This window comes from Acidisarcina sp. (genome assembly GCA_035539175.1).
Taxonomy (GTDB): domain Bacteria; phylum Acidobacteriota; class Terriglobia; order Terriglobales; family Acidobacteriaceae; genus JANXZS01.
In genome coordinates, this window is record DATLIY010000007.1 from 1 (window position 1) to 13737 (window position 13737).

Annotated in this window: 12 protein-coding genes and 2 tRNA genes; 7 read left to right on the top strand and 7 right to left on the bottom strand. The window is 57.5% G+C overall.

The annotated features are described in order from the left end of the window. Nucleotides 1-235 precede the first annotated feature (235 nt). From miaB to VM554_02700, 3 genes are all read left to right on the top strand, one after another. The gene (gene miaB, locus VM554_02690; GenBank protein ID HVJ07265.1) at nt 236-1579 is read left to right on the top strand and encodes a tRNA (N6-isopentenyl adenosine(37)-C2)-methylthiotransferase MiaB; all 1344 of its coding nucleotides are present in this window, start codon (nt 236-238) and stop codon (nt 1577-1579) included. A 13-nt stretch (nt 1580-1592) separates the two neighbouring features. Then, on the top strand, nt 1593-2078 hold the full coding sequence (locus tag VM554_02695; GenBank protein ID HVJ07266.1) for a bifunctional nuclease family protein: 486 nt from the start codon (nt 1593-1595) through the stop codon (nt 2076-2078). A 343-nt stretch (nt 2079-2421) separates the two neighbouring features. Next, nucleotides 2422-3003, top strand: a complete 582-nt coding sequence (locus tag VM554_02700) for a hypothetical protein (protein HVJ07267.1) — start codon at nt 2422-2424, stop codon at nt 3001-3003. Nucleotides 3004-3423: 420 nt separating this feature from the next. Here VM554_02700 and VM554_02705 read toward each other — a convergent pair whose 3' ends face one another. Beyond that, a complete protein-coding gene (locus VM554_02705) occupies nt 3424-4827 on the bottom strand; it encodes an MATE family efflux transporter (GenBank protein ID HVJ07268.1) in 1404 nt (467 codons plus the stop codon). 233 nt (nt 4828-5060) lie between these two features. Here VM554_02705 and VM554_02710 point away from each other — a divergent pair, with 233 nt between their 5' ends. Further along, nucleotides 5061-5825, top strand: a complete 765-nt coding sequence (locus VM554_02710; protein ID HVJ07269.1) for a WecB/TagA/CpsF family glycosyltransferase — start codon at nt 5061-5063, stop codon at nt 5823-5825. Between the two features lie 99 nt (nt 5826-5924). Continuing rightward, a tRNA-Ser gene (locus VM554_02715) sits at nt 5925-6012 on the top strand. A 247-nt stretch (nt 6013-6259) separates the two neighbouring features. Here VM554_02715 and VM554_02720 read toward each other — a convergent pair. After that, nucleotides 6260-8149: a CRTAC1 family protein gene (locus tag VM554_02720; protein HVJ07270.1), complete on the bottom strand. Its 1890-nt coding sequence runs from the start codon at nt 8147-8149 to the stop codon at nt 6260-6262. A gap of 117 nt (nt 8150-8266) precedes the next feature. Further along, the gene (locus VM554_02725) at nt 8267-9412 is read right to left on the bottom strand and encodes an L-rhamnose/proton symporter RhaT (GenBank protein ID HVJ07271.1); all 1146 of its coding nucleotides are present in this window, start codon (nt 9410-9412) and stop codon (nt 8267-8269) included. A 159-nt stretch (nt 9413-9571) separates the two neighbouring features. Between VM554_02725 and VM554_02730 the strand changes: the two genes are divergently transcribed. Both VM554_02730 and VM554_02735 read left to right on the top strand, forming a co-directional pair. Continuing rightward, nucleotides 9572-10012 (top strand): Rrf2 family transcriptional regulator, encoded by a 441-nt coding sequence (locus tag VM554_02730; GenBank protein ID HVJ07272.1) that lies wholly within the window; start codon nt 9572-9574, stop codon nt 10010-10012. A 151-nt stretch (nt 10013-10163) separates the two neighbouring features. Then, nucleotides 10164-10240: transfer RNA gene (locus VM554_02735), tRNA-Cys, on the top strand. Between the two features lie 151 nt (nt 10241-10391). On the opposite strand, the gene moeB is transcribed toward VM554_02735, so the two are convergent. The 4 genes from moeB to VM554_02755 are packed head-to-tail and all read right to left on the bottom strand — an operon-like array spanning nt 10392 to nt 13367. Continuing rightward, nucleotides 10392-11558, bottom strand: a complete 1167-nt coding sequence (gene moeB, locus VM554_02740; protein ID HVJ07273.1) for a molybdopterin-synthase adenylyltransferase MoeB — start codon at nt 11556-11558, stop codon at nt 10392-10394. A 40-nt stretch (nt 11559-11598) separates the two neighbouring features. Next, nucleotides 11599-11892, bottom strand: a complete 294-nt coding sequence (locus VM554_02745) for a ubiquitin-like small modifier protein 1 (GenBank protein ID HVJ07274.1) — start codon at nt 11890-11892, stop codon at nt 11599-11601. A gap of 12 nt (nt 11893-11904) precedes the next feature. Beyond that, the gene (locus VM554_02750) at nt 11905-12399 is read right to left on the bottom strand and encodes a M67 family metallopeptidase (protein HVJ07275.1); all 495 of its coding nucleotides are present in this window, start codon (nt 12397-12399) and stop codon (nt 11905-11907) included. After that, complete coding sequence (locus VM554_02755; protein ID HVJ07276.1) at nt 12396-13367, bottom strand: cysteine synthase family protein; 972 nt, start codon at nt 13365-13367, stop codon at nt 12396-12398. The genes VM554_02750 and VM554_02755 overlap by 4 nt, the downstream gene beginning before the upstream one ends. Nucleotides 13368-13737 lie beyond the last annotated feature (370 nt).

The window sequence follows — 13737 nt, forward strand, 5'->3', positions numbered from 1 at the left end:
CGACGACCGACGAAGAAATGAGGGGAACGGACCCCGTCCCGGAGGGTTGGCAGGAATCCGGCCAAACGATAGAACCGTAGCCCTCACTTACACCGCAAAAAAAATGACATGCGTTGCGAACCAACGGCGGCCGTTCCTATAGGTCGATACACCCTAGCACTTGCAGCAGGGTGGAAGGCAAGAGGCCTGGCTCGTCCGGAAAGTAGGTTACTGGTGGGTTATACTCAGCCTTGTTATGGCAACCGATAAGACCTTCTTCCTCGAAACCTTCGGCTGCCAGATGAATGCTCATGACTCGGAAAAGGTCGTGGGCACACTGGAGCACGAGGGATACCGTCGGGTCGAAACCGAAGACGCGGCGGACCTGATTCTCTACAACACCTGCTCCATCCGCGATAAGGCGGAGCAGAAGGTCTTCAACCGCCTGAACGACTATAAAAAGCTCTACAAGCAGGGCAAGCGCTTTGCCGTCCTTGGCTGCGTGGCGCAGCAGGAGGGCGAAAAGATCTTCGAGCGTGCGCCCTACGTCTCGATCGTCTCCGGATCGGCCTCCTACCGGAAGCTGCCGGACATGCTGGTGCAGTTGGAGGCAGGGCAGAAGCGCATCACCGGCCTGGACGACCGGCAGACGGACCAGACATTTGAGACGGAGTTTACTGCCCGCACCAATCCCTATCGGGGATACATCACGATCATCGAGGGCTGCGACAAGTTCTGCGCCTATTGTGTGGTTCCATACACGCGCGGCAAGGAGCGCAGCCGCACCTCGACCTCCGTGTTGCACGAGGCCCGTCGTATGGCCGACTCAGGCTACACCGAGATCCAGTTGCTGGGCCAGAATGTGAACTCGTACCAGGACCCGGAAGGGAAGTTGAGCTTCGCCGAGTTGCTGGCAGCCGTGGGGCAGGTTTCCGGCATCCGCCGCGTCCGCTTTATGACGTCGCACCCGCGGCACTTTACGCGGGAGATCGTCGAGGCGATCGAAGCCTACCCAACGCTCTGCGATCATGTCCATCTTCCTGTGCAGAGCGGATCGACGGACGTGCTGCGAAGGATGAACCGGGAGTACACGCGAGAGCAGTATCTGGAGCGCATCTCCTGGATTCAAGCCGCGAAACGCCCCATCAGCCTGACGACGGACATCATTGTCGGTTTCCCCGGAGAGACGCTGGCGGACTTTGAGCAGACCCGCGATCTGCTGGCGACCGTGGAATATGACGCGGTCTTCGCCTTTAAATACTCCCCGCGCCCGAACACGCCGGCGATTACGATGGAGGACTCGATTGCAGAGGAAGAGAAGTCGAGCCGCCTTCAGGCACTGCTTGAACAGCAGCGCGAGACGCAAAGGTCTATATATAACAGGCAAATAGGATCGGTTCTTGAGGTTATGGTTGAGGGGCATCACCCGCAAAAGGGGCAGGTAACCGGGCGCAGTTCACAGAACAAGACCGTGAACTTTACGACCATCCAGCCGATTCTTCCGGCCCCTGGAAGCTATAGGAATGTGAGGATTACCAGCAGTTTTCCGAATAGCCTGGTGGGTGAAGAAGTCGAACTGATACAGGGTTTAAGTTCATAGAGAGGGGTGGAAGATGGACGTAGAAATGAAAATCCGGGGCCTGATGGTTGATCCTTCCACCAATATGCCCATCGTCGTGCTGAAAGACGTGAAGAGCGAGGCACTGCTGCCGATCTGGGTGGGCCTGTACGAGGCCAATGCGATCGCTTTGGAGATCGAGAAGATCGCACCCCCCAGACCGATGACGCACGATTTGCTGCGAAACCTCATCCAGGGCTTGAATGCTCGGGTGGAAAAGATAGTAGTGACAGAGCTTAAGGACGAGACGTTCTTCGCCATGGTGTGGATTGAGCAGGACGGCGAGACAGTCGCGATTGACGCTCGTCCTTCCGACGCTCTGGCGCTCGCTTTGCGTTCCGACTGCCCAATCTACGTCAGCGAGCAGGTTCTGCAAATGGCGAAGCTGGGACCAACGGCCAATGATAATGTCTCTGCCGAAGAGATGCGGCGCTGGCTCGAGGGCCTGAACGACGAAGATCTGGGCCGCTATAAGATGTAGGGTCGGCATCTCCGAGGGCTACTGGGGTAGTGGTGGTCCTCAGCCACATCCAGAACAGGGAAACTCGTTAAATAGCCAGCTCCAGTCCTTGCTGGGTTTCACTATACAGAATATGCGTTATCGGACATTACGGCAGTTTTTAATCTATTGCGTATTGGACTAGGGCAACTGCGTTTTATGGCGAGGTGAAGCCGTCTGCGTTATCCCAATCCGCTCAAGTCGATTGGAGTCTGCTGCCGTACCTTCTGCACTGGATTGACCGACCTTATTCATGCCGGTATCATGGCTCGCGAGAAGCTATCAACATCAAGAATGAATGTTGCTGTGCCCCGCAGGATGGTACATGAGCAAGAACGTCGAGTTGGACTTAAACTGCCCGCAGTGCGAGAAAACATCAGCCAACGAGAAAATCTCGCAGAGGGCCAGCACCCACGCTTCCAAAGTGGACAAACTCGCGCGTGTTGTGGATGCACTCCGAGCCAAGGGTCACGTTATCCCGAGCCGGGTATCTGAAATCCCCGAGTTTCCTTGCCAGACTTTCGATGACCTTAGGTCCAAATTGTCCAAGCGAGAGCTTATGCTGTATCGTCCCGGGATCAATTACAGTTCGGAGGTATTCACTCTCGTGGCAACGCAGGGCGAGTCAGCTCTTTTCAATCTCTCGATGGTCGTAATGTACGTGCTTCCGGTCATCACTATTGTCCTCTCCTTGTTTGTGCGTTGGCCATGGATTCTGGCCTCCCCCGTCCTCGTCTACATGGGTTGGAAAATGGGAAGATCTACCTATATGGGAGCGATCTTCAGAAGTGCCGCTGCATCCGAAATGAATTTCTGCTTTCTGTTCTACGGTTACAAAGTAGGACTCATCCTGCCTGATGGCTCGAAGCCGTGCGTCTGGAATGGCCCCTCCAAGGTAGAGAAATAAAGCAACAAAACGGCAGGAATTGGCAGCGCAACAGTTTCAGGACGAAGTCCGTGCTAAGTGACTGTATCCGGATGCTCACACTGCGCAATCCATAATTACCTAGAATCGGTCTTGCATAATTACCTAGAATCGGTCTTGTGATGCGATCGTTTTACTCTGTTCGCATTCTTAGTTGGATCGTTGTCCGTTGAAGGTCAGAATGTAGCCACGAGGGATAAGTTGGGGCGCCCGCTTTGGGCAACTCAGGCCAAGTCTCTGATTAGTCCATCTGAAGATAAGATCTCTCCATCCATTCGAAAAGCAAGATCTTCCCAGTTCAACAGTCCTGTTGGAGAAGCGTTAGACACCGAAAACCCAGCGGGTCAGCCTGAAAGTCTTCACTATTTGCATGAAACAATCCCTATAGATCATTCTTATAATTCAGCTTGCTTCGATGGTTGGTACCTCCAGGGCTATCCGCCGGGATTCGTGGATCCATTTGCGCAGTAAGACCAGCGCGATTGCGATGAGGGCCAGCGTCAGGCCTAGCCAGAGTCCGAAGACTCCCTTCTTTGCCCCAAAACACAGGGCGTATCCGAGTGGCAATCCGAAGATCCAGTAGCCGAAGAAATTGGCCAGCATCGGCATTCGGGTCTCTCCCATGCCGCGCAAGGCTCCGGTGGAGACGGTCTGGATTCCATCGAAGATCTGGAAGACCCCGGCAAAGACCAGCAGCGGAACACCGAGCCGAAGAACTCCAGGATCGTTCGAGTAGACGCGCAGGATGGGCATGGGAATCAGCAGAAATACGGAGGCGGCCAGGGCCATGAAGCCGACCCCTGTTGCCATGGCCATCCATCCGGCACGGCGCGCCCGCGGCCCGTCACCCGCGCCAATGGCGTGCCCAACGGATACGGCAGCGGCGGCGGAAACCCCAAGTGGCACCATGTAGCTGATGCTCGCGCAATTGAGAGCGATCTGATGAGCAGCCAGGGCCTCCGGGGCGAGGCGTGCGGCCATCACCGTGGCGGCTCCGAAGGCACCCACCTCCATCAAAATCTGGCTGGCAGCCGGCAATCCGAGTCGCAGGAGATGCCGAAGACGGCTGATTTCCGGACCGGGCCAGTGCCGAAAAAGCTGGTGTCCCCGCTGTCGCTCATATCTCCACGCGGCAAACAGCAGGACGGCCGCCATATAGACGCGAGCGATGCAGGTGGAGAGAGCCGATCCCCGGACACCCATGGCCGAGAAACCCAGCTTGCCGTTGATGAGCACCCAATTCCCTGCCAGGTTCACGAAGTTGGCGGAGAGCAGCGCGAAGGTGACAGGGGTGGGGCGTCCCACTCCCTGGAGATAGCGGCGCGCAGCGGCGTAGAGCAGCAGCGGAAGCGTACTCCAGTTCAGGACGCGGAGGAAGCGGGTTGCCTCCCATGCAACCGAGGCATTCACGCCCCAGAAGGAAAAGAGGTGGCCGGCTCCGAAGGTGACGAGCATGCATACCGGGGTGAACGCCGCAGCGAGGTAGACGGCCTGCGCCAGCCAGCGATGGCACTCGTCATAGTCGCCGCGGCCGTGTGCCTGGGAAACGAGCGTGTCCAGGCCGAGGAGGATTCCGATGCCGAAGAGGGCGGGTGCGTAATAGACAAAGCTGCCGACCGCAACGGCGCCGATCGCTACCGGACCCAGTCCGCCGACCATGATAGTGTCGACGGTGGTCATGCCCATCCAGCCAAGTTCGGAGAGAACCACAGGAATCGCCAACGCAAGCAGCGCGCGAAACTCACGACGCCACATCTTGCGGTGAAGACTGTTCGATTCCTTTGGGGCTGCCTGTTTCGATGCCATCCTGACCCTGCGCGGCAAAATGCCAGCTTCGAAAGTTGCTCTTCCTAATCCTACCGACTCTGCATGATTGTCCGGTCAAGCCTGCTCAGGATTGCCGAACAAGCGCGAGGAGTGAACTTAACTGAAGGGCTATTTCCCTTCCTGTAATACAGTGGGACGAACGGATGGCGAGCGATCCGGTGGCTCCGGGTTTCTGGACCAACGCTTCCGGACCAGGGACGAGGAGGCGCAAGATGCCCGAGATACTCGGTTTGCAGGTGGCACCTACAAGCTATGCGGAGATGGCTGCCACGAGCCTGGATTGGGCATCCCGGCGGGAGTCGCGCGCTGTATTTTTTGCCAACGTCCATGTCGTCATGGAGGCCTACGACGATCCGCAGTTTCGCAGCAGCCTGAATGCTGGTGACCTGACCTGCCCGGATGGAGTCCCCCTGGTGTGGGCGCTTCGCGCACTGGGCAACCGCAATGCAACGCGGGTTTATGGCCCGGACAGCACAGTTGTGCTGCTCGAAGCCGCAGAACAGGCGGATCTTCCGGTTGGATTTTACGGAGGGAGTCCGGAGGTCCTGCAGCAACTGGTCCAGCGTGTTCAGCAGCAGCATCCGCGCCTCCGGATCGTTTATGCACTGTCTCCCCCATTCCGTCCTTTAACCGTGGAAGAAGACGAAAAGATCACGCAGGAGATAGCCTCTTCCGGAGCGCGCATGCTCTTCGTCGGGCTGGGCTGCCCGAAGCAGGAAAAGTGGGTGATGCAGCATCACGGGAGGATTCCCGCGGTGATGTTTGCTGTCGGCGCGGCCTTCGATTTTATTGCCGGAACGACGGCGCAGGCTCCGCGATGGATGATGCGCTCTGGCCTGGAATGGGTCTTCCGCTTTGCCAGCGAGCCGAGGAGGCTTGCTCGCCGCTATCTGAAGCACAATCCCCGTTACGTAGCGTATTTTCTGCGGCAACTCATCTTGACCCGAACGCGCCAGGACGGCAATTCCGGTGCCTGATGCGCAGATTGGCCGAAGGAAAATTGCTTCAAACGGAACCCATGTGGCCTGTGGAAGCCTCCGATCCGCCGCCTATGTTAAAGTTGTTTAGCAATACGCGGAGAGATGGCCGAGTGGCTGAAGGCGCACGCTTGGAAAGCGTGTATACCGCAAGGTATCCAGGGTTCGAATCCCTGTCTCTCCGCCATATAGAATCAATTTCTTGCACTTCAGCCACGACCTTACATCGACACAGTGTCTAGACGGCTTGCACCCGTACCTATCTGGAAATCCCCATCGCAAAAACTTAGCTGTTACATCTGGTGTTCTTCGGTGATGGCTTGTGCAAACTGCATCCACATCGCAGAAAGCAAATTCTCGGGCTGGAATGCATTGCCACCACGCTCATGTTGTAGCCCAAAGAACACTCGCTTCAGTCATGGAATGCGCCGTAATTATTTTCTGGGTGCTTTTGGGCAGGATGCGCAGAGCTCTCCGGTAATTCCCTTTCCTTCTTCCACGGTAAAAATGCGATCCAGGGCTGGCAGGTTTGTTTTTTCTATCGCTCCGCTGGGCCAGTGGATTTCGATGGTCTCGATGGTGGTTGCAGTGCCGAGGCCAAAGTGAACTCGCATGTCGTTGGAGGAGAGGTAGCTGCCGCCGCTGAGGACATCGCCGCGCTGACGGATGCCGCCTGCTGTCAGGTAAACTGTGGCGCCCACGGCATCCCGTGGGCTTCTGGGCCCGCCGACAAGCTTGAGTTCTACCCAATGATTGTGGTCCGGATTTACGTTGCGCAGCAGCACGGGAACCTGATCCATGTTGGCGATGACAACGTCGATCTTGCCGTCATTGAAGAGATCGCCAAAGGCCTCTCCCCTGCCTACGCTCACAGTGGCGAGTCCGGTGCCCTCGACCGCAGGCATCAACTCGAACTTTCCGTTCCTTAGATTGCGAAACAGCAGGGGGCGCTGCGCGTAGGATGTGCCCGCCTCCATCGTATCCACGGACGGATAGACATGCCCGTTCACAATCAGCAGATCCTTCCACCCATCATTGTCGTAGTCGAGGAAGCCGTCGCCAAAGCCTACAAAGGGCATGGTGGCGGAGGCTAGGCCTGCTTCAAAGCTGACGTCGGTGAAGACTCCATGCCCGTTATTGTGAAAGAGCACGTCGTAGTCGTCGGAGAAGGTAGTGCTGACCAGATCCAGATGCCCGTTGTTTTCATAGTCGCCGGCGGCGAGCCCCATGTTGGCTACTTCGCGGCCATCTTCATTCACGGCAAAACCACTGGCGTAACTCTGGTCCTCGAAGGTTCCGTTGCCTTTGTTGATGTAGAGGTAGTTTGGCGTGGAGTCGTTGGCAACAATCAGGTCAGGTTTGCCGTCACCGTTCACGTCGGCGAAGAGAGCCCCAAGCCCGTAGAATCCGTTGGGATCGCTGACGCCCAGCTTTTGGCTGACATCGGTGAAGGTGCCGTCTCCATTGTTGTGAAAGAGGTGATCGTGCTCGCCGGGAAGCCCTCGCGGGCCGCACATGACGGGGTTGCCGTGATAGGAGCAAGCCGGGCTGCCGCCATCCACCGTTAGATTTTCAGGAAGATGATTGAGGTCGAAGCGGATGTAGCCCGCGACGAAGAGGTCCAGGCGGCCATCCCCGTCATAGTCGCCAAAGGTTGCTCCTGTGGACCAGCTACCCAGCGCAACACCGGCCTTCTCCGCAACATCGGTAAACGTGCCATCGTGATTGTTGTGGTAAAGACGGTTCTTGCCATAGTTGGAGACATAGATGTCGGGCCAGCCGTCGTTGTCATAGTCCCCTACTACGGCACCGTAACCCCAGTGATCATTCGTTACTCCGGCTTGGATGGCGACATTGGTGAAGGTGCCATCGTGATTGTTGTGGAAGAGAGCGGCCTGCGGTGGAGGCTCCTTGCCCTTGAGCGCCTCAAAGGTCGAGCCATTCACAAAATAGATGTCGAGCCATCCATCATTGTCATAGTCGAGCAGAGCCACGCCGGGCCCCTTGGCTTCAAGGATGTAGCGTTTCTCCGGTGTTCCGGCGGTGTGATGCCAGCTTGTGAGTCCGGCGCGTTTGGCGATATCCATGAAAACGACAGGGCCGGTCTTGACGAATCCGCCCGCAGTGATGGGGCGATGCTGGCTGTCATAGACGGCCTGCTGCGCTGGGCCGGCGGCCATTCCACCCTGCGGCGGCGGTCCGCCAGGCGGAGTCTGCGCTGCCAGCGTGGTGGCCAGCGATGCCAGGACGGCCAGCAGTATCGACAGAATCGCATCGGTGAAGATGCTTCTGGACTTCAGCGAATCTTTGCGGATCTTTGTCATGCACTCCTGGAAAGCGTCCCCACAATGTAAGTATGCCTAAGTATTTGGAAACGGCATCTTCCGGAGGGAGCAAACCCTGATCTTCTGGCCACGTCTCCAGCGTGCCGAGGGTTTGCTTCAATTCTCCAGTGTGTTCGCGGCGTGCATAGGCTCGGGGCTCTCGATTGCCTTGATGTAGTTGCCATAGCCAACTACAACCGTGGAGATGAGGAGGAAGAGTAACCCGGCGGCAACAAGGACACGGGTCCGTCTGCTGGTGCCCTGCCATTCCCGCAGTAGGATGCCGATGATGGTGGCAAAAATCATGATGCTGGCCATGTGAAGGGTCCAGCTGGAGAAGTCGTATTTCCCCATCTTCGTCTGGCCCATGCTGTAGAAGAAAAACTGAAAGTACCACGTAATTCCAGCCAGGGCAGCGAACGCGTAGTTGGCGAACAGGGTGCCTATGCTGATCCGGCTTGGTGCTGGCGGGATCCCGCTGGATGGCGCGGACATGCCGAGGTACTGTCCGGCAGAGTGGTTCCGGCCCAGGAGGAGGAGGCACCAGAGAAAATTTGTGGTGAAGCCGCCGAGCATGACGACGATCAGCACCGGAAGGTTTTGCCACAGATCGATGCGGTCATGGGATAGCAGCGCAGCCTTCGCCAGAACAGCGATGGGCTTGCCCGCGGCCAGACCATAGGCGAAGCAGGCACTCATAACTCCGGAGAGGATGGACACGGCAACGCCGCGACTGTAGTGAAACTCCTTCACGGATGCCATCTTTTTTTCTGCGGTAAGCTCTACTTCTTTGGATCGACCCGCGAAGCCGCTGAACAAAATACCGATCACGCAGACGCCGAGGCCAAGCAGGATGACCTCCCCGGAGCTACTGTGAGCAATCGAGCCGATTTCGCCGTTGAAGATGGGTGGCATCAGCGTTCCGAAGACGGTACACAAGCCGAGCACCAGCGGATAGGCCAGCGCGAAGCCGAGGTAACGGACCGCAAGGCCGCAGGTGAGGCCGCCAAAGCCCCACATGCATCCCCAGAAATAGGCCCAGAAGATGCTCGAAGCGGGAGCAGCGTGGAGTATCGAGAAGACTCCCGGGACAAGCAGAGAAGCAATCAGGACCGGTGCGAAAATCCAACTGAAGATTCCCTGAACCAGCCAGTAGACCTCCCAGGACCAGCGCTGAATGCCGCGAAACGGGAGATAGCAACTTGCGGAGGCAAGACCGCCAAGCCAGTGGTAGATGACCCCAACAAACGGATTGACTCCCAAGAGTTCCCTCGCCAGATTTGCCGTGCTCTGAACTGTTCCTTCGATGTGCGCTAGAAATCATAAAGCAGCAGATTCCATTACGGCATATGTTTATTCCTGGAATCCTGCATTGCGTCGGATGCTTGATAAACATGACTCTATTTGTCATGATTGGCGCGTATGAAACTTTCGACCAAGGGAGAATACGGGCTGCTGGCGTTGGTGGATCTGGCGCTGCAGGATGCGGCCGAAACAGTCCAGGCAGCCGATATCGCCGCACGGCAGCAGATTCCCAAACAGTATCTGGATCAGATTCTGATGATCCTGAAGCGTGCGGGGCTGGTGACCACACTGCGCGGGAGGCAGGGTGGATACCGTCTGTCGCGTCCTGCAGCGAAAATCACGCTGCTGGATGCCGTTTGCGCGCTGGAAGGCCCATTGGGGGACGACAACTTTGTACGACGCAATTCGCGGAAACCGAGGCCAGCCACCTGGGCTGCACTCAAGTCCGTCTGGGACACGCAAAATGCCGAGCGGGCCAAGGCTCTGCGCCTGCAGACGCTGGCGGAGATTGCAGATGCCTGCAGAAGCAGCGAGCCCGAGGGGATGTACTACATCTGAATCTCTTCGATGTTAGGGCTCGAATTTTGTTGTCATCTGAGGCGAATCCGCCTAACATGAGTATCTCGATCAATATGCGAATGGAGCGGGTCGCCGACCAGCCAATTCCCTATTTGACGGGGCAGACAAACTCCAGCAGTTTTCAAGATGAGCACGGGTGGCGAAGTGGCTTAACGCGCCGGCCTGCAAAGCCGGTATACATGGGTTCGACCCCCATCCCGTGCTCCATATTCCTGCTTCCAGCCTCGCAGACCGTTATCGAGTTCCGATAGAAGCACGAAGAGCAGCGGCATTCGGTCGCGCTGTTCGCACTCCGATAACCGCTGCTCTCGAGAAGCACCACTTTCCTGCTTAGCGCTAATACCTTAATACTTTGGCACTAATACTTGGGCACCGTGGGATCGACCTTATCCGACCAGCGCAGGATGCCTCCGGCGAGGTTGGAGACGTTCTGGAATCCGGCCTGACGGAGAAACTCCACAGCCTTCGCACTGCGTGCACCGCTCTTGCAGTGGGCGACGATCACGCGGCTGGAGTCCAGCTCATGGACGCGCTTCTGCAGATCGCCAACCGGGATGAGGTAGCCATTCAGGTTACAGATCTGGTACTCATGAGGCTCGCGAACGTCGAGTACGAAAATGTCTTCGCCAGCGTCGAGCCGACGCTTCAGTTCTTCAGGCTGAATCTCTGGAACGGTGGATCCAAATATCACTTCTTCTCCTCTTACTCCGCAGAATTGATTGTAGTCGATGAGTTCCCGCACGCTGGGATGAGCACCGCACACGGGACAATCAGGATTCTTGCGTATTCGCAGCTCGCGGAATCGTGCAGCCAGGGCATCCACAAGTAGCAGGCGGCCGATGAGCGGTTCCCCTGAACCCAGGATCAGCTTGAGGACCTCAGTCGCCTGAATAATGCCTAACATCCCAGGGAGCACGCCTAGCACGCCCCCTTCCGCACAGGAGGGCACGAGCCCGGGAGGTGGCGGCTCGGGATACAGGCAGCGGTAGCACGGCCCGTCCTTCGTGGCGAAGATGGATGCCTGCCCCTCGAAGCGAAAGATGGAGGCGTAGACGTTCGGCTTCCCTGAGAGGACACAGGCGTCATTCACCAGGTAGCGGGTGGCAAAGTTGTCGGTGCCATCGGCGATGATGTCGAAGTCCTTGAATATATCGAGCGCATTCGCACTGGTGAGCATCGTTTCAAAGCGAACGATCTTGACGAACGGATTGATGGCGGCGATCTTCTCCGCGGCGGAATCAATCTTTGGCCGCCCCACGTCGCTCGTGGTGTGGATGATCTGACGTTGCAGGTTGGTGTAGTCTACAACGTCGAAGTCGACCAGTCCGAGGGTGCCCACTCCGGCTGCTGCCAGGTAGAGCAGGAGCGGTGAGCCAAGTCCACCGGCACCGATGCAGAGTACGCGCGCAGCCTTCAGCTTCTGCTGCCCTTCCATGGCCACCTCGGGCATGATGAGGTGGCGGGAGTAGCGCAGGATCTCTTCGCGATTCAGGGTAGCTTCCTTTTGCGTTGGTGTAGTGGACATACGCAGTCTCCGGGTACTTCAGCGAACCATTACGACGTGGCTAGATTGAAACAGCCTCCAGATCCAGGCCTCCGGCTACCGAGGGAACGATGGTGAGAGTATCCGACTCCTGCAGCGGAGTAGCTTCCTTTGCCAGATAGCGGATGTCCTCATCGTTCAGATATACGTTCACGAAGGAGCGCAGCCTGCCGTCATCGGAAAACAGATGTCTGCGCAGATCGGGATGCTTCTCGACCAGCCTGCTGAGAGCTTCGCCTACGGTGGGGGCTGAGACCTCAACGGCGGATTGCTTGTCGGAGTAGGCACGCAACGGAGTGGGTATTAGTACTTTCATAGCGGACTTCCCTCAGTTCCCTTCTCTGAATTCGTCTCTGGGTTCGCCTCTGGATTCGCCGGACGAGCGCGCACTCTCTATTTGAATCTCTTCTTCTTCGAAGTGCTTTGTTTCTTCTTCGCCGAGTAGCAGAAAAGAGTTCGTAAGCGCAGCCTCTCCCTGTTCTACGCTGGTGATGATGTACGAGCACTCGGTCCAGTGCGCCTCGGCAAGATCCGTTACCGACCATTGTGCAGGGTGGTCGGGATGCGAGTGGTAGAAGCCCACGATCTCCCGACCCGCCATGTGTGATTCGCGCTGAATGCGGATCAGGTCGCGCGGATCGATCTGGTAGCGATTGCGTGGCGAGTCCTCGCGCGTGTTTCCGCAGCGGATGACATCGAGCACCGTTCTGGACCCTGCATCGCCAGCCTGGCCGACGAGCACGCCGCAGCACTCGTGCGGGTAGGTCTCCTCGCCGTGCCGGCGAAGATATTCGAAGTGTTCGCTGCTGATCTTCAGTGTCATAGATCAAACTCCGGCTCTTTCGCAGTCTGGGCTTCTGCCCAGAACGGTTCGCTTAGATACCTCTCCCCCGCATCCGGGAATAGAGTGATGACAACGGAACCGGATCGGGCCGATTGTGCCACACGGATGGAACCAACCAGGGCAGCCGCACCGGAGACTCCGACCAGCAAGCCCTCCTCCCGCGCAAGCCACCGGGCCATCTCGTAAGCCTCCTCTGTACGGATCTCCTGTTCATTATCGGCGATGGAGGGGTCGTAGATCTTCGGCACAATCGAGGTGGCCATGTGCTTGGTGCCTTCGATCCCGTGGAAGGCTGAATCCGGCTGGAGAGAGGTGCAGAGGATTGCGGGATTGAGCTCCTTTAACCGGCGCGAGGTTCCGACGAAGGTTCCGCTGGTTCCCATCATCGCAACAAAGTGCGTGACCCGCCCCTCTGTCTGCCGCCAGATCTCGTCGGCAGTTCCGTGGGAGTAGTGTGCTCGCCAGTTCGCGTCGTTGGAGTACTGGTCGGCGTAGAAGTATTTCTCCGGGGCCAACTGGTGGAGTTCGCGCGCCTTGTGGATGGCTCCGTCGGAGCCCTCCCCGGGATCGGTGTAGACGATCTTTGCTCCATAGGCGTAGAGGATCTGCTTGCGAGCCTCCGAGACATTGGCAGGCATGCAGAGCGTGACCGGGAAACCGTAGGCCGCACCGAGCATGGCATAGGCTATTCCGGTGTTGCCGCTGGTCGCATCCAGCAGGATCCTGCCGTGCGATAGTTTTCCGTCGCGCAGAGCCTCTGTGAGGATGTTGGAGGCGGCACGGTCTTTGACGGAGCCGCCGGGGTTACACCATTCCGCCTTCGCCAGAATCTGCACGCCGTTGAGTCGCGCAGTCACGCGGTCCAGCCGCAGGAGAGGCGTATTTCCGATGCGGCCCATTGCGGATTGACCGAAGCGGCGGCTCAACGGTGCAACGTTCACGCTCATGGAGAGTCCCTGTCTGTGATGCGAGATGTTTCCAGCCATGCGTGAGCCAATCTGCCCTGCGGCTGAGTTCCCATATATGAATTGCGAAGGATTGGAGTCTGTTGTTGATGGGAACCGGATTGGTTCAGGAATTCGAAGTCTTCAACAACAGCGATAAGCGCCGGAACGGCGCAGCGGAATGTTGGCGGCCGAATGTAGATTTCTCGTCAGCATGTCAATACCGTATCGAGGACTGCCAGATCATCTCGACCAGTGTATTTCGATCAGTTTTAATCAAGATCATCTTGATCGATCTGCTTTATGTTACGGCGCTGTTGGCACTTTGACAAACATGGCCCGACAGCGCCCCCGCGCTATTATGGGTTGGACT